The sequence below is a fragment of the Sporosarcina sp. Y1011 genome (assembly GCF_057669885.1).
Window position 1 is genome coordinate 176,115 of sequence record NZ_JBYHFP010000003.1, and the last position, 19,767, is coordinate 195,881.

The following is a 19,767-nucleotide window of genomic DNA, read 5'->3' on the forward strand; positions in this document are numbered from 1 at the left end:
GATTAAATCTCTCCTTCAGCCTGCCGACTCTTCAAATCTTGAATTGCCTGACGGGCTGCTTCCTGCTCGGCCTCTTTTTTTGATTTGCCAAGGCCTGTCCCAAGTTGCAAATCGCCTAATTTGACGACAGTCACAAAGTTTTTTGCATGTGCCGGGCCTTTTTCTTCAATGATTTCATACTGAAGTTGACCGCTATTCGTTTGCTGTACAATTTCCTGCAAACGGCTCTTATAATCCATCACATGCGAAAAAGCACCGATACTGATTTTTGGGAAAACGACTTTTTCAAGGAAAGGTATAACTGCTTCCATTCCTTGATCTATATACAATGCTCCAATATATGCCTCAAACACGTCAGCGAGTAGTGCAGGGCGCATTCTACCCCCTGTCTGCTCCTCGCCTTTTCCAAGGAGGATGTAACGTCCAAACCCAAGTTCATTTGAAAACTTCACAAGTGAAGGTTCACAAACAATAGCTGCTCTCAGTTTCGTAAGTTCTCCTTCGCTCATATTAGGCTCAGTCGAATAAAGGAATCGGGAAACACCCAATTCAAGCACTGCATCTCCCAAAAACTCAAGTCTTTCGTTATCCGTGAAGTTTTTTCTCCGATGCTCATTCACATAAGATGAATGTGTAAATGCGTTGTAAAGTAATAGATTATTCTTAAAGTAGATGTTTAATTCTTTTTGCAATTCATCAAACTTGATTCGAACTGCAGCCGGTAGGGATGCATTTGTATTTTTGCCTCTGTAATTGTTTGTATTAGTCATTATCGATTCTACCTTTCAGTGCATAGTGCATATAATTTTACCCTTTTCAAGGCTACAGTGCAAAAAAAATATGGGAAAACCGAAAAGAGACGCTTGCCATCCTCTTTTATAGAGAGGACGGAAGTGTCTCAACCGGAATGTACATTAGTTAACTTTCTTTTCGATATGCGAAACTGCGTCACCGACAGTTGCAATCTTTTCAGCTTCATCATCCGAAATTTCCATTTCGAATTCATCTTCTAATTCCATTACTAGTTCTACGACGTCCAATGAATCTGCGCCGAGATCATCACGGAAAGAAGCTTCCATTTTAATTTCACTTTCATCGACGCCAAGGCGGTCGACAATCACTTTTGTTACACGTTCAAGTACTGTTGACAAATTTGTCACCTCCTCTCAAGAAATGTGGAAGGCGTCGTTTAGATGCGGCAGACGTAAGATGGATTGTCCGAACGGCGTACTTTGCCGCACGGACGAGCCAGCTTATGACCGAGCATCTGACGCCTGGAACTGGACAATCAAGAAAAGTGGAAGCGCCTGGTCAGAGGCGACAGGCATAAGACGGATATAGGAAGGTAGTCTAACTGCGCGACGTCGTGTCGCAACGACTGCATGACCTGCATCCTGCAGGCCCGAGCAGCGTTCTTTGCTCGGGAAGGATGCAATTCAATCCTTCCTAGCTTGACCGATTTATATCCCGAGCCTCTAGGCGCTGGAACTCGCCAACAAAGAAATTTGTGGCTGGATGTTCGATTTACCTTTATTACATTACCATACCGCCATCGACATGAATCGTCTGGCCGGTAATATAAGCAGCATCTTCCGATAATAGGAAGAGAACAGTGCGTGCTACATCTTCCGGTTTGCCAAGCTTAGCAAGAGGGATAACCGATATCATTTGGTTTTTCACTTCTTCGCTTAGTGCATCTGTCATGTCGGTTGTAATGAAACCCGGTGCGACAGCATTGACATTGATATTGCGCGAAGCGAGTTCCTTAGCAGCAGTCTTTGTAAAACCAATGACACCAGCTTTTGCAGCGACATAGTTTGCTTGTCCGGGATTTCCAGAAACGCCTACAATCGATGCAACATTGACGATTCTTCCCTCGCGTTGCCTCATCATCTGACGCGTGACACCTTTCGTACAAAGGAAGACACCTTTTAAGTTAATGTTGATAACTTCATCCCACTCGTCTTCCTTCATGCGCATGAGCAAATTGTCTCTAGTTATTCCTGCATTATTAACCAGGATATCAATTCGACCAAAAGTATCTACTGTTTTATCAACCATATTTTTAACACTGTCCGCATCAGAGACATCCGCTTGGACAGCAAATGCTTCTCCTCCGAAATCAGTGATCAATTTAACAACTTCATCTGCCTTGTCTTTACTGCCGCTGTAGTTTACAACAACACGAGCACCTTCTTTGCCTAGAAGCAATGCAATTTCACGACCAATACCACGTGACGCCCCTGTGACAATTGCCGATTTACCTTCAAATCTCCCCATTACGACCACCCTTTCGAAGCTTCAATTACAGATTGTAACGTTTCTTCATCATAGACTGGTAATACCGTGGCGCTCCGATCGATTTTTCTCACGAGTCCACTCAACACCTTACCCGGACCACACTCTATAAAGTGTGTAACACCAAGGTCTAGCATTGTACGTACAGAATCTTCCCAAAGGACCGGCGAATACAGTTGTTTGACAAGTAGGTCTTTTATCTCATCCTGTTTGTTAACAACAGAAGCGTTGACATTCGCAATGACTGGAATGGTCGCATCTTGCATCTCAACACCATCAAGCGTTGCACGCAATTTTTCCGCCGCAGGTTTCATGAGTGATGAATGAAATGGGCCACTCACATCCAGTGGAATTGCTCTTTTTGCTCCCGCTTCCTTCAATTGTACACATGCTTTCTCGACGCCAGTTTTCGTTCCTGAAATAACAATTTGGCCTGGGCAATTCAAGTTAGCCGGCTGAACGGCAAATCCATCTGCTGTAATGGCATCTGTGACTTCCTTCAATTTCTGACCATCAAGACCGAGAATTGCCGCCATAGCACCTTCACCTGCCGGAACGGCTTCATTCATATATAATCCGCGCTTATGCACAATTGACACGCCATCTTCAAAAGACATTACGCCTGAAGCCACAAGTGCTGTGTACTCCCCAAGGCTGTGACCCGCCGTATAGTCCGGCAAAACACCTTCTTCGACTAGACGCGCCGCAATCATAGAGCCAACCGTTAGAAGTGCCGGCTGCGCATTGTAAGTCAACGTTAGTTCATCTTGAGGTCCTTCTAGAATAAACTTACTTAGTTGAAAATCAAGCACACGGTCTGCATTATCTAGAAATAGTTTGCTTTCTTCAGCGGTTTCCACGAGTTCTTTTCCCATACCAACCGATTGTGAACCTTGTCCAGGAAAAATGAATGCTACTTTCGTCATTGCTTTTCCACCTCTCCAATCGTTTTACGTATTGTTCCGCAAACGTCATACTGCACCATCGTCCTCGCTTGGCGAATTGCATTTAATATGGCGTTCGCATTAGACGAACCATGTGCTTTTATGACGGGAGAATTCAAGCCAAAAAGGCCTGCTCCACCGTATTCGGTATAATCCATTTTACTTTTCAATCCGCGTAAATCATCTTTTACTAGTCCAGCAGATAGTTTTGATTTCAAAGAGGCGTTAAAAACGCCTTTCAACATGGAGAAGAATGCGGATGCAGTCCCTTCTATTGTCTTAAGAACCATATTACCTGTGAAACCATCTGTAATAACAACGTCTGCCACGCCCGTTAATAAATCGCGAGACTCGACGTTTCCGATGAAGTTGATTGGCGCTTTCGAAAGCAAGTCAAAAGCCGCCTTCGTCAATTCATTCCCTTTTCCTTCTTCCGTTCCGATATTTAATAATCCAACACGTGGATTTTCGAGACCACGTACCTTTTCAGCGTATATGCTTCCCATCACTGCATATTGTTCTAGATGAGATGGTTTCGCGTCCGCATTTGCGCCAAGGTCCAGCATGACGAATCCTTTTCCATCAATAGTAGGTAGTGTCGGCGCTAAAGCAGGTCGCTCAATACCATCAATCCTGCCTACGATGAATAATCCTGCCGCCATTAAGGCACCTGTATTTCCTGCTGAAACGCAAGCTGAAGCTTCGCCGTCTTTGACAGCTTGAGCCATCCTCACCATTGATGCATCTTTTTTCCGGCGAATGGCACGAACCGGCTCATCGTCTGCTTCCACTTTTTCTGTACAGTGAATGACTTTTAGACGGGCGTGTTCCTTCAGGAAAGGCGCCATCGCCTGTTCATCACCATAAATATGTATGTTTATATCATCAAATTCAGTTAGACTTTCGAGTGCCCCGGCAATAATTTCGCCTGGCGCATGATCTCCACCCATTCCATCTACAGCTATGATCATTTTAATTCCCCCTGCTTCCTATCAGTCGTCCGGTACATGTGAAATTCGCCAGTGAATACCGTTTCGTCATTGACCGTCGATGCAACCACGACTAATGTCCGCTTCTCTCCAAGACTTTCTTTTTTCACTTCTGCACGTGCAACTACTCTATCACCGGCTCTTACCGGCTTCAGAAAGTCAATGGTCGACTTCACAGTCAAAGCAAGATCATCATTCATAACAGCAACAGCAAGTGAGTTTGCTTGAGCGAAGAGGTGATGCCCTCGCGCAATACCGTTGCGCTGAAAGACATGATCTTCAGTCACATCGAATATCGACAATGCCCTCTTATCGAGCTCCATATCAATGATATCTCCAAATACTTCATCGGAATGAAGAGACTTCACTTCCTCTTTCATCGTTCGAGACGCCACAGTTTTCAAACGCTCCCGTAGCTCTGGAATTCCGTTCTCAAGCCTGTCCAACCGGATTGTTTGGACGCTAACAGTAAAATGTTCTGACAGTTCTTCATCTGTCAGAAACGGATTTTCATCAAGCAACCTTCCAAGCAGTCGCTGCCTTTCCCTTTTAGGCACTCTCAATCGTTTCACCTTCCGGATTAGCACTTGGTACTAATAGCAGTATATAAAAATAAAAAAAAGAAAGCAAGTATAGAAATGCGAAAGTGGCCGTTTAGATGCGGCAGGCATAAGACGGATTGGCGAAGCGGCGCGTACTTTGCCGCGCAGCCGAGCCGACTTATGACCCGAGCATCTGGCCGCTGTAGCTAGACAGCATTGAAATGCGAAAGTGGCCGTTTAGATGCGACAGGTAGGAGGGATGTAGTTCAATCCCTCCCTGCTGGAGGTCTTGAAGAGAATGGCGCTCGTTGCCTTTTATCCTGCAGCCTGAAGCGACTCGAAGGGCTGACGCCTGAAGCTGGACACCATTGAAATGCGGAGACGACCGTTTAGATGCGACAAGTAAGAGGGATGTAGTTCAATCCCTCCATGCTGGAGTTAGACCTCAATCAATTCTATCGCCACTGAGAGCACCCGACTGTTCCAAGTCTAATCGGAGGGAGCTGTATTCGGGGTTTTCCCAGAAATGACGTGACTCCAAAAGTCTCTCGGCATCTTTTCTTGCCGTTTCAAGCGCCCTGTAATCATGTACAGGATCAGCCACCTTGAACTCGGGTATACCACTTTGCTTTTTCCCGAAAAAATCGCCCGCACCTCTTAGTTCAAGATCTTTTTCCGCTAAGACAAATCCATCATTCGTTTCCGTCATCGTCTGCATCCGTTCTTTTCCTTCTTCCGACTTCGGATCAGCTAGCAGAACACAATAAGATTGTTCAGCCCCGCGCCCTACTCTTCCCCTCAACTGATGCAGCTGAGCAAGTCCGAACCGCGTCGCGTCGTAAATGAGCATGAAAGTAGCATTCGGCACGTTGACACCTACCTCAACTACAGTTGTAGAGACAAGTACATTGATTTTGCCATCACTGAAATCTCTCATAATGGCATCTTTATCATCAGAATGGAGGCGACCGTGCATGAGACCGACTGTGTATTTACCGCTGAAATATGTAGATAATTGACTATGGACATCCACTGCATTCTGAACATCCAACTTATCGGATTCTTCGATAAGCGGACAAATGACATAGGCCTGATATCCGGCATTCAGCTCTTTTTCCATTTTCCGTAAAACAGGTTGCAAGGAGTCTTCTTTTAGCCAATGTGTTTCAATTTCTTTCCTGCCTGCTGGTAATTCATCTAAAATTGAGACATCCATTTCACCAAATGCAGTTATGGCAAGTGTCCGCGGAATTGGGGTTGCCGTCATGAACAAAACATCTGGATTCAGTCCCTTATCCCGTAAAACACGCCGCTGTTCAACACCAAAACGATGCTGTTCATCCGTAATGACCAAGCCTGGATTTTTAAAAACTACATCAGGTTGAATCAGTGCATGCGTACCGATTAGTAGATTCACTTCACCCGACTCGAGTTTTTCAAGCAAATTTTTACGCGCTTTCGCTTTCGTTGAACCTGCAAGGAATGCCACAATGACTCCGTGTGGTTCAAGCCATCCAGCTAGCGTCGTGGCATGTTGCTCTGCCAGGATTTCTGTCGGAGCCATTAGTGCGCCTTGAAACCCGGCGGTAATGGCAGCATACAAAGCGATTGCCGCTACAACTGTCTTTCCGGAACCGACATCTCCTTGAAGTAGACGGTTCATCCGAGTTGGGCTTTTCAGTTCTATGCATAACTCATTGACAACTCTCTTTTGGGCTCCTGTCAATTCAAAAGGTAACGCCGCAATAAAGGTCTTAACTTTCTTTAAATCGTAATTGATGATTTGACCCTTCTCTGCTTCTTTCCGAGCTTTTTTCATGCCTAGCATTTTCAGCTGGAACATCAGTAATTCCTCGTAAACGAAACGTCTTCTTGCATGTTTTACCTCTGCAGTGCTTTTTGGGAAATGAATCATCTCAAGAGCCTTCTCGATTCCTGGTAAGCGATAAAGTTCACGAATATCAGCGGGTAGTGTTTCCGTATGAAAGCCTGAAGCTGCATCCATTGCACTACGCATGATACGTCGAAACGTCTTCTGATGCATAACACCTTTTAAGCTATATACAGGCTCAAAGTCAGCTTGTTCCGTTTTGGGACCATCTTTGAAATTACTCACATTAATCATTTGTCTGCCACGATCCCATTTCCCGGTAACCGTAACAATCATTCCAGGTGCCAAACGATCTTTTAAATAGTGCTGATTAAAAAAAACCGCCTTCACAAGATGCCTTCCGGCAAGAAGGCGGACTTGTAGACGGGATCTATTTTTACCTAAAAAAAGTACAGAAGGTTCACTTTCGACTCGACCTTCAATAGTAACCCGCTCATTATGCGGAGTTTCGGTCAAATCTTTCAACTGGAAGTCTTCATGGCGATACGGGAATGTCATGAAAAGGTCTTGGAGCGTGGAAATCCCAAGCGCTTCAAGCTGTTCACGGGCTGCTTTCCCCACCCCTTTTATCGTCGTGACAGAATTATGATTTGACAGTGTCACGATCGGCCTGTTCATTACCAAAAATTTTCGCTTCCAGTGCTTTTCCAGTCGGCGTAGCGGCCAGTCCACCTTTTCCTGTTTCTCGAAGTGCTGAAGGCATCGATTTACCTATTTTGTGCATCGCTTCAATCACTTCATCAGTCGGAATACGGCTTACCACACCCGCTAGTGCCATATCCGCGCCAACAAGTGCTTTAGCTGCACCCATTGCATTACGTTTCACACATGGTACTTCAACAAGTCCAGCAACTGGATCACAAACTAAACCTAGCATGTTTTTCATGACGATTGAAAATGCCTCTGCACTTTGTTGAGGAGTTCCGCCCGCCATTTCGACGATTGCAGCTGCTGCCATTGAACCAGCAGAACCCGTTTCAGCTTGACAACCACCTGCAGCACCCGATATCGATGCATTATTTGCGACGACAAATCCGAAAGCACCCGACGTAAATAGATAATTAATCATTTGTTCCCGTGTAGGGTTCAACTTGTTTTTCACCGCGAACAATGTTCCTGGAACGATTCCTGCTGCGCCTGCAGTAGGTGTCGCACAGATTGTACCCATAGCTGCGTTCACTTCATTTGTAGCTACCGCTTTACTAACAGCATCCATTACGAGGTCTCCGGTTAGTGATTTCCCAGTCGCCATGTATTTTTGAATAAGGACCGCATCGCCGCCAGTCAGCCCAGAAGCCGAATGAACACCTTCCAGACCTCTTTCTACAGCTTTTTCCATCACAGTCAGGTTGTTATCCATCTGGGCGATGATTTCTTCTCTAGAGCGCTTTGTCATTAGTACTTCCTGCTCAATCATAATTTCTGAAATAGGCTTATTTTGTGACTCGGCAAGTGCAACGAGCTCTTTGACATTACTGAATAAAATATCCATCTATGTGTTCCTCCTCGTTTACTGTTATTAGTTTGCCAACGTTGATACTTGCGTTACGTTGGGTAGTAATTCCAATTCATTAATCAGTTCAGCATTTATCATTTGGTCGACTTCAATAACCATAAGTGCCATTTCACCTTTTTCTTTCCTGTCCACTTCCATATGTGCAATATTAATATTCAAATTAGCAATTGCATTGGAAACGCTCGCAATAACACCTGATCGGTCATTATGAACGATTAGTAGCGCTGGATAATGACCAGATAATCTAAGTGGGAAACCGTTAAGCTCAACGACTTCCATGGTGCCGCCTCCTATGGATATCCCAGTCAGTTCCATCGTACCTTCACTATCCCCAATAATTAAACGGGCTGTGTTCGGGTGTACTGCCTCTTCCTCTTCTGGAATAAATTCATATGTCAATCCCAGTTTTTCTGCATCAGCAAATGCTGATTTTATACGTTCATCGAAAGTATCATAATCTAATAATCCACCAATAATCGCTATATCAGTCCCGTGCCCTTTATACGTTTCTGCAAACGATCCGTATAAGTGGACTTTAGCCCATTGCGGTTGTCTGCCAAAAAGAGTTCTTGCAACCCGACCGATTCTTGCAGCACCTGCAGTATGTGAAGATGATGGTCCAATCATTACTGGTCCTATAATATCAAAAACTGATCTAAATTTCATAAATGAAACCTCCTTATAGTCAAGAACATACTATTATTCATTTTACACGATAAATCTTTAAAAGACAAAAAATGTTGTTCGCATTACATCCACAAAAAAAGCAGTGCGGCACTTGCAGGCGCACTGCTTTTTACTTGGTTATTCAACAGAGATGATATATGGATATAAAGCCTGTTTCCCATTGAAAAGTTCAACTTCTGTATGGCCAAAGTTATCCTCTGCAAAACTTGCTATAGCAGTTGCTTCTTCCTTACTGACATCTTCACCATAAATAATTGTAACGATTTCATCGTCTTCATCGATAAGCGTTTTTAGTAGCGTTTTTATAACATTCTCTAGAGAAGGTTCCGATGTAATGATTTTACTTCCTGAGATTCCCATAAAGTCATCTTTTGTAATTTCAATGCCATCGATTGACGTATCTCTCACCGCATATGTCACTTGTCCCGTTTTTACAGATGATGCTGCTTCCAACATCAGGGTAGCATTAACACTTACTTCCGCTTCCGGATTAAATGCTAGAATGGCTGCAAGTCCTTCTGGCACCGTTTTTGTAGAAACAACGGCAGCTTCTATACCAGCGAGTTCGGCTGCTTGTTCAGCTGCCATAATGATATTTTTATTATTCGGTAAGATAATGACCTTTTCAGCACCCACTTCACGAATCGCCTTTACGATATCCTCGGTAGATGGATTCATCGTCTGCCCACCCTCAATCACCACGGAAGCACCTAAACTTTTAAATAATTCAGAAATCCCTGCTCCCATTGCAACTGTAACGACCGCATAAGGATGTTTTACAGTCACTTCTTTTATCATATTTTGCGCTGTATGATTTACTCCCACAATTTCAAGATGTTGCTGGCGCATATTTTCAATCTTGATGTTGATGAGAGAGCCAAACTTTTGTCCATAACTCAGTGCATCACCAGGTTCTTCAGTATGAATATGTACTTTTGCAACTTCCTCATCGGAGATAACTAAGAGTGAGTCACCAAATTGGCTTAATTCATTTCGGAAGTCTGATTCATCATATGGATTTGTTTGCAATTTATCGTCTTCAAACTTCACCATAAATTCCGTGCAATATCCAAATTCAATGTCTTCCGTATTCATGAAACCTTGTACGCTTTGATGATGTTCTGCACTAACCAACTGATCCATCGATTCGACAATTGTTCTTTCAGGGAGCGCTTCACCTTTCAATACTGCAAGGAAACCTTCATATACATAAACTAAACCTTGTCCACCGCTATCTACAACGCCAACTTCTTTCAAAACAGGTAACAAGTCAGGTGTACGATCGAGTGAAGCAATAGATTCCATTACTATAGCTTCCATCACTTCAATGAAGTCATTTGTATGCGTAGCTTTTTCCACTCCGGCATTTGAAGCATCTTTAGCGACTGTTAAAATTGTTCCTTCAACAGGCTTCATAACTGCTTTATAAGCTGTTTCTACACCATACTTCAAGGCAGCTGCGAATTGTGCGCCGTCGACATCGGCTTCATTTTCAATTGCTTTGGCAAAGCCTCTGAATAACTGTGAAAGAATGACACCCGAATTACCACGGGCTCCCATCAGTAATCCTTTTGATAGCGCTTGTGAAGTTTGACCAATGTGCGCAACTGCATTTTCTTCCGTCTCTTTTGCTCCCGATGTCATTGATAAATTCATGTTGGTACCGGTATCTCCATCAGGTACTGGAAAGACGTTTAGTGAATCGACATAATCGGCATTTTGATAAAGATGATGAGAACCCATTTTTATCATTTCCGCAAATTTCAAACCATCTATGGATTTCATAGAACTTTTTTCCTCCTTCAACCTACAGGTATGTCACTCGGACTCCCTGAACAAAAATATTAACAGACTTCACAGTCAAGCCGACTGTCTTTTTCAATGTATACTTTACTTTTGATTGGACTTGGTATGCAACTTCTGTAATTTTTGTACCGTATCCAACAATTACATACATATCAATATGCGTATCTTCACCAACATTACGGACGATGACCCCACGCGCAAAGTTTTCTTTTCTGAGGATTTCGGTAAGGCCATCTCGAATCTGATGCCTTGAAGCCATACCAACAATCCCATAACATTCGATAGCCGCTTCCCCTACTACTTGGGTAATGACGTCATTTGTAATGTCAATTTTGCCGTATTCGTTCTTCACTTCGATTGACATGTCTAATCCCCCTTGAATCCTTTTTCACTTATCCCATTGTACTATACCTGATATTATAATAAAAGAAAGCATATCCAAGAGTTTCAACGTGTAAAGGTATTTACCTTGAAAGATGTCGCAAAAAAGGGTTGCAACGTGCCTATTCATATGATACATTATTATGGTATGCGAATAAAGAAGTAAGTCATCTAATCATCATTCGCAAGGAGGTACTATTATGTCTAAAGAATGTGTTATTACAGGACGCAAAGCCCGTACAGGCAATGCACGCTCCCACGCATTGAACTCAACTCGTCGTTCATGGGGTGCGAACCTTCAAAAAGTCCGTATTCTCGTTAACGGTAAACCTAAACGTGTATGGGTCTCAGCTAGAGCCCTTAAATCAGGTAAAGTTCAACGTGTATAATGGACTGTAATTCTAACTTCGGTGCCATATTAATTAGCACCAAAGTTTAGAAGAAATAAAACGCCGAGCTGAATTTCTTCAGCCCGGCGTTTTTTCTTTTTTCTTTTTCTTACTCTTGTTGCTACTTGCAGTTGCTTTCGGTGATTCATCTTTTTGGAAAACAACCATGCACTTCCTCACTATTCCACTCACAAACTTTGGCATTGTAAAAGTATAAACCCGCAATTCCCCACTCCTTTCAGGAATCTGAACTCCTTACCATTAAGCATATGCCTTTGTAGAAGGAAATAGTACAGACTTCTGCAACTGGTTCATTGCTCGTGAATAATGTCATGCCTGTTTCGAGGGTAGCTTCAGTCGTTTCATATTTGAATCCGGTAAGCGTCAGACCTTCAACGGTTTCCCCAAATGGAAAAAAGGATATGTATGGATAGCGGATACCTGGCTTCACTTGATGCTCTCCCGGAATAAGTATCGAAAGCTCATTCGTCCTATTATGAATTGAAAATGTTGTTTGCTTATTAGCCATCTGAAGCCGGTACATCAGATGAAGGGCGGATTCCATATGATCCAGCCTTCCACCTGTAACACCCGTCAAAACAATATGTTCAGGTTGATAGGATAGAGCGCGATTCACTGCGAGTTCCAAATCCGTCTCATCCTTCTCTGAACGAAATCGGCCTATTATCTGGACCGATGTAGCTATCAAATCGTATTCAACTTCAGAAACCGAATCAAAATCACCGATCGCTTCAAGAGGAGTAATTCCACTTTTTAGTAAGTGAAGCGCTCCTCTATCCGCACCGATGAACACCGTATCTACATGGCGAAAACTTTCCAAATCGGCAATCTCAGAATCTGGCCCACCTGCACAAACGACTGCATATTTCATTTTTTCAGTGCTCTTTCACCTGCTGCTTTGATACGATGTAATGCTTCCGTAGGATTTGGCGCATTATAGATGGCTGATCCCGCAACAAAAATTGTAGCCCCAGCTTCCACGCAAGGAACAATTGTTTCTTCATTAATGCCTCCATCGATTTCTATTTCTATGGGAAGCTTATTTTCACTAATAATATCCGCCAACTGTTTCACTTTTGGAATAACGGAGTGAATGAACTTTTGTCCGCCAAATCCCGGATTAACCGTCATGAATAAAACCATGTCGATTTCATCAAGAACATGTAGAATTGTTTCAATCGGTGTGTGCGGATTTAAAACGACTCCGGATTTCACACCCATGGACCGAATCAGTTGGAGTGTACGATGTAGATGGGGACACGCTTCTACATGTACTGTGATGTAATCTGCCCCTGCTTTAGCAAATTGTTCAATATATGCATTCGGGTTTTCAATCATTAAATGAACGTCAAGCGGCAATTTCGTTATAGGTCTAAGCGCTTCTACAACGATTGCTCCCATTGTGATATTCGGAACGAAGTGACCATCCATCACATCTATATGAATGAGTTCAGCTCCTGCTGCTTCCACTTCTCTTACTTCCTCAGCAAGCTTTGAAAAATCTGCCGCTAATATTGAAGGTGCAATTTTAATCATGTTTTTCATACCTCGGCTTTCGGTCAAGTATTTCTTGCATGAACTGCAAGTAGTGATCGTAGCGGTGACGTGGAATTTCTTCAGTCTCCACCATTTCTTTTACTGCACACTTAGGCTCTTTCAAATGCAAGCACCCTCGGAATCTGCAATTTGGTGAAACTTCATCCATGTCAACAAAATAACGGGAAAGTTCCTCTTTTTCAATATGATCGAATTCAAGTGAACTAAAACCTGGTGTATCTGCAACAAGACCACCTGACATCTCAAGCAATTCGACATGCCGTGTCGTATGTTTTCCACGTCCAAGTGCTTCGGAGATTACTCCTGTTTTTAAATCGAGTTCAGGCACTATTGTGTTTAACATTGTTGATTTACCTACACCTGACTGGCCCGCAAGAACAGTCGTTTTCCCCTCCAAGTATGGGTTCAACAAGTCCACTAACTTCGGGTCGTCGATAAATGTCTCGATTACATCATAGCCAATCTTTTCATAATAAGCAGCATGCTGGGCTACTACTCTCAATTCTTCTTCATTCGCTAAATCTTTTTTCGTTAAGCAAATAATCGGCTTCACATCAAATGATTCGACGACAACGAGGAACCTATCTAGTAAATAAAGACTGAATGCTGGCTCCACAATTGAGAATACCAACAGCGCCTGGTGAACGTTCGAAATTGGCGGACGAACAAGCTCATTAAAGCGTTCATGCACCTCAGTTACAGTCGCATCGTTATCTTCAACCCGCACATAGGTAACAAAATCTCCGACTAACGGATGGACGCCACGGTTTCTAAAAACCCCACGCCCTCTACATTGTATAATTTCTCCGTTATTTTCAACATAGTAATAGCCACTAATTGCTTTTCTGATTTGTCCTTCTGGCATTCTTTCACCCCTTCTATTTAGCGTCGCGTTAAGGGACCTCTTTCTCAATGATCATTGTCGAATCCCGTGTAACTTTATACGCTCCGCTTTGTCCTTCTTCTAATTTAAGTGAAATGTCTTTTTGTATTGTTTCCGTAATGGGGAATTCTTCGATAGGGCTGGTCATCGTATTATCTTTGTCTTGAACATAGATACGGATTATCTGCTCAACCGGTTTAGGTTGGATTTCATTTTCAGTATCATTCTCTACGTCGGAATCGACTTCTTCACCTGATTCAAGTTCATTCACTTCAGGATTGGGTTCAATTACTTCAGGTTTATATTCAATTGTCACATTTTCTATATACAACTTTGTCGATTTTTCCTTCTGTCCTTTTGATACTATTACTTCCACTTTTCCACCTTTTTCAATGCTACTTCCCGCAACTGGATTTTGAGAAATGACTTGCCCTGCAGGTACGGTGTCGTGATACTCTTGTTTCCCAGCCCCAATATTGAATCCTGATGTTTTTGCATAATCTTTCAGCTGGTCGTTATCGAACCCTACTATATTACCAACCGTTCGCATATCTTTCCCTTTGCTAACAGTAAACACTAAATCTGTTTCACTCGGAACTACATCCGTACCCGGTTCATGACTTTGTTCTAAAATGGTTCCCTCAGGCTCATCAGAAAATTCTTCTTCCGATTTTACACTTTTAAAATCGAAGTTTTCCAGAAGTTCAGTAACTGACGAGTACTCTCGTTTCCTATAATCGAGAAGGGTCATCTCTTCTTTTCCCGTACTAATATAGAGGGTAACTGATGAACCTTCTTCCCTTTCTATTCCAGCCTCAGGCATTGTTCTAATCACATCTCCTGCATCGACATCATTGGATGGCTGCGCAGTTCTTTCATCGACCTTAAAACCCTTTTCAACGAGCAAGTCTTCCGCGGCTTTTTCTTCCATTCCAGCTACCTCCGGAATTTCGACCATTTTAGGTCCTAGCACGCCCGGAATCTGGGATAAAAGTAATAACAGAATTATCACGCCGAAGACGCCTCCCACGATGAATGGCCACTTTTTACGTTTTTTCTTAGGCAATGGAGGTTGTTCTGACTCAACCGGCTCGATTTTCTTCGTTATTTCAATATTATCAAATTTTGGTGCTTCGTTTACAATCGGAATAGCCCGAGTATGATCATCGTCAAATACAATTTCGAATTTCTTCTCATCGGCACGTTCTGGTAATAGTACGGTGCTTAAATCATCATACATTTCATCCGCTGAATCATAACGATATGTGGCATCTTTCATAGTAGCCTTCAAAATAACGTTTTCCACACTTTGTGGAATCGTTGGGAACAGCTTCTTTACAGATGGTGTTTCTTCCTGTAAATGTTTCAATGCAATCGCTACTGCTGTATCGGCCGAAAACGGTAATTCGCCTGAAAGTAATTCATAAAATACGATCCCCAACGAATAAATATCTGATTTCTTTGTTGCCATTCTGCCACGTGCTTGTTCAGGTGACAGGTAGTGAACGGTTCCAATGACAGAGTTTGTTTTTGTATGGGCTGTTGCGCTCAGTGCCATCGCAATGCCGAAATCAGTAATTTTCACATCCCCATCTGAATCCATTAGAATGTTCTGGGGTTTAACATCTCGATGGATGATTCCATTATGATGGGCATTCGCCAAAGCAGACACAATCTGCTGCATAATCGGTAAAGCCTGTTCAGGCGTTAAAGGACCATTATCTTTAATAAACTGTTTCAAAGTCTGCCCTTCAATATACTCCATCACAAGGTAGTGAAGTTCGTCTTCTTCACCAACATCAAATATGTCGACAATATGAGGATGTGTAAGACTAGTTGCGGATAGTGCCTCACGTTTAAATCTTCTTTTTAAAGCCTCTTCATTGGCAAAATCATAATTGAGCACCTTGATTGCGACATCGCGATCTAAAATGACATCATGTGCAAGGTAGACTTTTGACATACCACCTTCACCGATGTTTCTAACAATTTCATATCGCCCGCCAATTCTTTTCCCGATCATGGATTAGTCGCCTCCACTCCGGTCGGATCAATCAAAATGACAGTTATATTATCTTCTCCGCCCACGTCGTTCGCGTAGTTAACAAGATCTTCCGCCTTCTTACGTAACGTAGAATTTGATAGGACCATTTTTCGTATGGAATCATTGTCGATTTTATTACTAAGACCGTCCGTGCAAATGAGTACGAACATTCCATCGTCCAGCTCAAACGAATAAAGGTCCGGTGTTATTGTTTTTTCAGAACCGATTGCTTTCATAATCCAGTTCTTTCGTGGATGGGACGCTGCCTCCTCTTCGGTAATTTCACCGCTGTCAAGGAGTGCATTGACGTAGGAATGGTCCCGGGTCACTTGCCGTATTCCGTTTTCTTCGATTGTGTATACACGACTGTCTCCCGTATGCGATACAAGACAAGTACGACCGCGAATTAAAGCCGCCTCAAGTGTAGTACCCATCCCTTTATACTCTTCATTTTCAGACGCTTGTTTATAGATTATCTCGTTCACATGAATGATGGCCTTCTGAAGCCACTCCGCCCAGTTCTCTTCCGCATTAAAAGTTGAACTATCCAATTTCATGAATTGTTCTCCAATAACTTTGACCGCAGTCGAACTAGCATAGTCACCTCCACGATGGCCACCCATGCCATCTGCGGCTACAGCAAGAATAATCCCCCCAGGAAGTGTGTATACCGCTGCACTATCTTCATTGACCGTTCTTTTCTTACCAATGTCAGTCAAGACTTCAAATTGCAATGTCCATCTCCCCTTTTTCACTCGAGTCCCTCTACTTATTTAACTTTCTTTCGGAAAGCTGCAACAAAAAATCCATCGCTACCAAAATGTTGCGGTAGCACTTGTAGTGTATTGTCTTCAATCGCTAATTTCCCATTACCAATCAATTGTGTCAACGGAATCTTTTCCATGTCTGGATGACGTGTAAGGAAATGTTCCGCCATCCCCTGATTTTCGGAATATTCCACAGTACATGTACTGTAGACAATTACCCCATCCGGTTTTATCAATTCGCGAGCCGTGTCGAGAAGGTCCGATTGAATAACTGTTAACGCATCAAAGTCTGCTTTCGTTTTGTTGTATTTGATTTCGGGTTTTCTACGAATAACACCGAGACCACTGCAGGGAGCATCGACGAGGATACGATCGAACGAAGCCAAGTCATAAAGATCCGTCAATTTCCGACTGTCACCGCTTAATGCTTTGATGGATGATAAACCAAGTCTCGTTGCATTCGCTTCAATAAGCTTCAGTTTATGTTCATGAAGATCATGTGCGAATACTTCTCCTTCGTCATTCATCTTTTCAGCTATATGGGTCGTCTTACCTCCAGGCGCTGCACACATATCAAGTACTTTCATGCCAGGCGATAAATCTAGAGCAAGGATTGGAAGCATTGAACTTTCGTCCTGGATAGAGATAAGCCCTTTTTTATAGGTTTGTGTATTGGCGAGATTTCCACTCTCGGAAATGATGCACTCCGCAACTACTTCACCTCTTCTAACTTCGATTCCTTCCGATTCAAGTAAAGCAACTACTTCTTCCGTGGTTGCTTTTGCTGTGTTGACACGCACCGTCATCGCCGCCGGATGATTGTTTTCATGCGCCATCACAGCTGCTTCTTCCTCACCAAATTGCTCAATCCATCTCTTAATAAGCCATTCGGGATGACTCGTTTCTATCGATGTCTTCAGACTACTGTCTTCCATATCATCCAGTGAACGGACACCTTTTCGTAACACTGAACGAAGAATACCATTCACTGTTGGTGCAATCCGTTTGTGACCACGTCTTTTTGCAATTTCCACTGCCTCATGGACAACCGCATGCGGAGGGATTTTTGTCAAATAGACAATTTGGTATAACGATAATCTAAGAAGTTCTCGTACCCAGCCGTCCAGTTTTCCATGAACAAAAGGTTCAAGATAGTAATCGAGCGTCATCCGATGTTGGAGTGTGCCGTAAGTCAATTCTGTTAACAAACCACGATCTTTTGTCTCAATACCATACTTTTCAATTGTTCTGTGAAGCAACAGATTGCTATAAGCCTGATGGTCGTTTATTTCCATCAATATTGAAAGAGCCGCATCGCGGACATTGCCGTTCCATATTTTCTTTTTAGGTCTAGTATTCACTCGAAACGATCCCCTTTACTCCATTTAGATCCGGTCCCTCGAATGAATTCATCCGCAGGCATCCGTTTTTTTCCGGCTGGCTGAAGATCCGTTAAAGCTACAGCTATATCATCGCCGGCTTTTACAATAATGCGATTGCTCTCAATGTCGATAATTGTACCAGGCAACGCATTGTCGTTTGATTGTACTTTCTCACTCCACCAAATTTTAACACTTTCTCCTTGGAAAGTAGTATAAGCAACCGGCCACGGATGAAGTCCACGAATTTTATCATAGATTGCTTTTCCATTTTGGGACCAGTCAATCCGTTCCTGCTCGCGGGAAATATTGCGTGCAAATGTTACAAGTGATTCATCTTGAACAGTTTGCTTATTTGTTCCATTCAATATGGAGGGCAACGTTTCTTTAAGAAGCTCCGTTCCTGCCACCGATAATGCTTTGAACATACTCCCCGTGTTGTCCGTATCTGAAATGGGGACAGTCACTTGAGAAATAATATCGCCTGCATCGAGTTTTTCAACCATATACATAATTGTGACACCAGTTTCTGTTTCACCGTCCATGATGGCTTGGTGAATCGGTGCTCCACCGCGGTATTTTGGCAGTAATGAGGCATGTACGTTAATGCAGCCGAGTCGTGGAATTTCCAACAGTTCTTTAGGTAAAATCTGCCCAAATGCTGCAGTTACAATCAAATCCGGTTTGAGTGCGATTATTTCCTCGAGCTCTGCTGAACCTTTCAGTTTTTCAGGCTGAATGACTGATAGTCCGAGTCGAAGTGCCTCAGCTTTAACTGGAGGAGGTGTTAAAATTCTTTTTCGTCCAACAGCTCTATCCGGCTGAGTAACAACCGCCGCGATTGTATGTCCTTCTTCATAGAGCATTGTCAGAACTCCTACCGAAAATTCGGGTGTTCCCATAAAGACAATCTTGGTCATTGATTTCCACCTCCACTATTTAACGACTCATCTTCATCTTCTTCTTCAAGTACCAATTCTGATGGGTCAACAATACGAATAATTTTAGAGTTGAATAATACGCCATTTAAATGATCTATTTCATGTAGGATGGCACGTGCCTCATAATCTTCTGCCTCTAGCTCGTATAGATCGCCGTTTCGTTCTTGCGCCTCTACACGTACAAAAAATGGTCTTTCCACTTCGCCGAATAAGTCAGGGAAACTAAGACAGCCCTCTACCTCTATTTCAGAGCCTCCGATTGCAGTCACAACAGGATTTATCATTTCAATGACTTCCTGCCCTTCGCCCATATCGACAATTGCTACACGGACAGCTTCGCCAATTTGCGGTGCTGCAAGACCAATTCCATCTGCATCCACCATTGTGTCGTACATATCATCGAGTAGCTTATAAAGCTTCTTATCAAATTTATTTACTTCTTTACATTGTTGTAGAAGAACCGGAGCCGGATGCTTCACAATTTTACGTATAGCCAAAACTATTCCTCTTTTCTATCTATGGTGTCTGAATCAATTTCATAATAGAGGATTTTGTCTTAAAATCCGAACAAGGTTGATTGTAAGAAGAAGCGGATGCTTTCCGTTACAATCAACGAAAATCCATGCAAATGAATATTTGATTAAGAAATTTCGTTTACATTAGAGTTTTCAATCAAAATAAACAATTATGATATTGACTCATCTAAAAATTTTTATATTGGGGATAATTCAA

Annotated in this window: 21 protein-coding genes; 1 reads left to right on the top strand and 20 read right to left on the bottom strand. The window is 42.8% G+C overall.

What is annotated here, in order from left to right; translation table 11 throughout:
* Window positions 1–2: 2 nt before the first annotated feature.
* The 11 genes from rnc to AC25Y5_RS05140 all read right to left on the bottom strand — a co-directional run bounded on the left by rnc (window position 3) and on the right by AC25Y5_RS05140 (window position 11,037).
* On the bottom strand, window positions 3–770 hold the full coding sequence (rnc, locus tag AC25Y5_RS05090) for a ribonuclease III (RefSeq protein ID WP_488139386.1): 768 nt from the start codon (window positions 768–770) through the stop codon (window positions 3–5).
* Window positions 771–914: 144 nt separating this feature from the next.
* Complete coding sequence (locus tag AC25Y5_RS05095) at window positions 915–1,151, bottom strand: acyl carrier protein (RefSeq protein WP_482100411.1); 237 nt, start codon at window positions 1,149–1,151, stop codon at window positions 915–917.
* Window positions 1,152–1,533: 382 nt separating this feature from the next.
* Window positions 1,534–2,280: a 3-oxoacyl-[acyl-carrier-protein] reductase gene (gene fabG, locus AC25Y5_RS05100; RefSeq protein WP_488139387.1), complete on the bottom strand. Its 747-nt coding sequence runs from the start codon at window positions 2,278–2,280 to the stop codon at window positions 1,534–1,536.
* A complete protein-coding gene (fabD, locus tag AC25Y5_RS05105; RefSeq protein ID WP_488139388.1) occupies window positions 2,280–3,224 on the bottom strand; it encodes an ACP S-malonyltransferase in 945 nt (314 codons plus the stop codon). Before fabD ends, fabG begins: the two co-directional genes overlap by 1 nt.
* Window positions 3,221–4,213, bottom strand: a complete 993-nt coding sequence (gene plsX, locus AC25Y5_RS05110) for a phosphate acyltransferase PlsX (protein ID WP_488139389.1) — start codon at window positions 4,211–4,213, stop codon at window positions 3,221–3,223. The genes fabD and plsX overlap by 4 nt, the downstream gene beginning before the upstream one ends.
* Window positions 4,210–4,794, bottom strand: a complete 585-nt coding sequence (fapR, locus tag AC25Y5_RS05115) for a transcription factor FapR (RefSeq protein ID WP_482100407.1) — start codon at window positions 4,792–4,794, stop codon at window positions 4,210–4,212. The genes plsX and fapR overlap by 4 nt, the downstream gene beginning before the upstream one ends.
* 424 nt (window positions 4,795–5,218) lie before the next feature.
* Window positions 5,219–7,261, bottom strand: coding sequence for an ATP-dependent DNA helicase RecG (recG, locus tag AC25Y5_RS05120; protein WP_488139558.1), 2,043 nt, complete (start codon window positions 7,259–7,261; stop codon window positions 5,219–5,221).
* Window positions 7,248–8,156 carry an L-serine ammonia-lyase, iron-sulfur-dependent, subunit alpha gene (sdaAA, locus tag AC25Y5_RS05125; protein WP_482103930.1) on the bottom strand — a complete coding sequence of 303 codons (909 nt, stop codon included), beginning with the start codon at window positions 8,154–8,156 and terminating at the stop codon, window positions 7,248–7,250. Before sdaAA ends, recG begins: the two co-directional genes overlap by 14 nt.
* Before the next feature lie 27 nt (window positions 8,157–8,183).
* A complete protein-coding gene (gene sdaAB / locus AC25Y5_RS05130; protein WP_482100405.1) occupies window positions 8,184–8,846 on the bottom strand; it encodes an L-serine ammonia-lyase, iron-sulfur-dependent subunit beta in 663 nt (220 codons plus the stop codon).
* Between the two features lie 138 nt (window positions 8,847–8,984).
* Window positions 8,985–10,652, bottom strand: coding sequence for a DAK2 domain-containing protein (locus tag AC25Y5_RS05135; RefSeq protein ID WP_488139390.1), 1,668 nt, complete (start codon window positions 10,650–10,652; stop codon window positions 8,985–8,987).
* Window positions 10,653–10,674: 22 nt separating this feature from the next.
* Window positions 10,675–11,037, bottom strand: a complete 363-nt coding sequence (locus AC25Y5_RS05140; RefSeq protein ID WP_488139391.1) for an Asp23/Gls24 family envelope stress response protein — start codon at window positions 11,035–11,037, stop codon at window positions 10,675–10,677.
* A gap of 217 nt (window positions 11,038–11,254) precedes the next feature.
* Here AC25Y5_RS05140 and rpmB point away from each other — a divergent pair, with 217 nt between their 5' ends.
* Complete coding sequence (gene rpmB / locus AC25Y5_RS05145) at window positions 11,255–11,443, top strand: 50S ribosomal protein L28 (protein ID WP_482100402.1); 189 nt, start codon at window positions 11,255–11,257, stop codon at window positions 11,441–11,443.
* Window positions 11,444–11,521: 78 nt separating this feature from the next.
* Here rpmB and spoVM read toward each other — a convergent pair whose 3' ends face one another.
* Genes spoVM through def form a run of 9 tightly spaced genes read right to left on the bottom strand, consistent with a single transcriptional unit; the run spans window position 11,522 to window position 19,532 of the window.
* Window positions 11,522–11,668: a stage V sporulation protein SpoVM gene (gene spoVM, locus AC25Y5_RS05150; RefSeq protein ID WP_488139392.1), complete on the bottom strand. Its 147-nt coding sequence runs from the start codon at window positions 11,666–11,668 to the stop codon at window positions 11,522–11,524.
* Between the two features lie 13 nt (window positions 11,669–11,681).
* Window positions 11,682–12,335, bottom strand: coding sequence for a thiamine diphosphokinase (locus tag AC25Y5_RS05155; RefSeq protein ID WP_488139393.1), 654 nt, complete (start codon window positions 12,333–12,335; stop codon window positions 11,682–11,684).
* Window positions 12,332–13,000 (bottom strand): ribulose-phosphate 3-epimerase, encoded by a 669-nt coding sequence (gene rpe, locus AC25Y5_RS05160; protein ID WP_488139394.1) that lies wholly within the window; start codon window positions 12,998–13,000, stop codon window positions 12,332–12,334. Before rpe ends, AC25Y5_RS05155 begins: the two co-directional genes overlap by 4 nt.
* On the bottom strand, window positions 12,993–13,886 hold the full coding sequence (gene rsgA, locus AC25Y5_RS05165) for a ribosome small subunit-dependent GTPase A (protein WP_488139395.1): 894 nt from the start codon (window positions 13,884–13,886) through the stop codon (window positions 12,993–12,995). The genes rpe and rsgA overlap by 8 nt, the downstream gene beginning before the upstream one ends.
* Before the next feature lie 28 nt (window positions 13,887–13,914).
* Entirely contained in the window at window positions 13,915–15,927 is a 2,013-nt protein-coding gene (gene pknB, locus AC25Y5_RS05170) for a Stk1 family PASTA domain-containing Ser/Thr kinase (RefSeq protein WP_488139396.1), read from the bottom strand.
* Window positions 15,924–16,682, bottom strand: a complete 759-nt coding sequence (locus AC25Y5_RS05175; RefSeq protein WP_488139397.1) for a Stp1/IreP family PP2C-type Ser/Thr phosphatase — start codon at window positions 16,680–16,682, stop codon at window positions 15,924–15,926. The genes pknB and AC25Y5_RS05175 overlap by 4 nt, the downstream gene beginning before the upstream one ends.
* A gap of 35 nt (window positions 16,683–16,717) precedes the next feature.
* Complete coding sequence (gene rsmB / locus AC25Y5_RS05180; protein WP_488139398.1) at window positions 16,718–18,076, bottom strand: 16S rRNA (cytosine(967)-C(5))-methyltransferase RsmB; 1,359 nt, start codon at window positions 18,074–18,076, stop codon at window positions 16,718–16,720.
* Window positions 18,073–19,014 (bottom strand): methionyl-tRNA formyltransferase, encoded by a 942-nt coding sequence (gene fmt, locus AC25Y5_RS05185; protein ID WP_488139399.1) that lies wholly within the window; start codon window positions 19,012–19,014, stop codon window positions 18,073–18,075. Before fmt ends, rsmB begins: the two co-directional genes overlap by 4 nt.
* Window positions 19,011–19,532, bottom strand: coding sequence for a peptide deformylase (gene def / locus AC25Y5_RS05190; RefSeq protein ID WP_488139400.1), 522 nt, complete (start codon window positions 19,530–19,532; stop codon window positions 19,011–19,013). The genes fmt and def overlap by 4 nt, the downstream gene beginning before the upstream one ends.
* Window positions 19,533–19,767 lie beyond the last annotated feature (235 nt).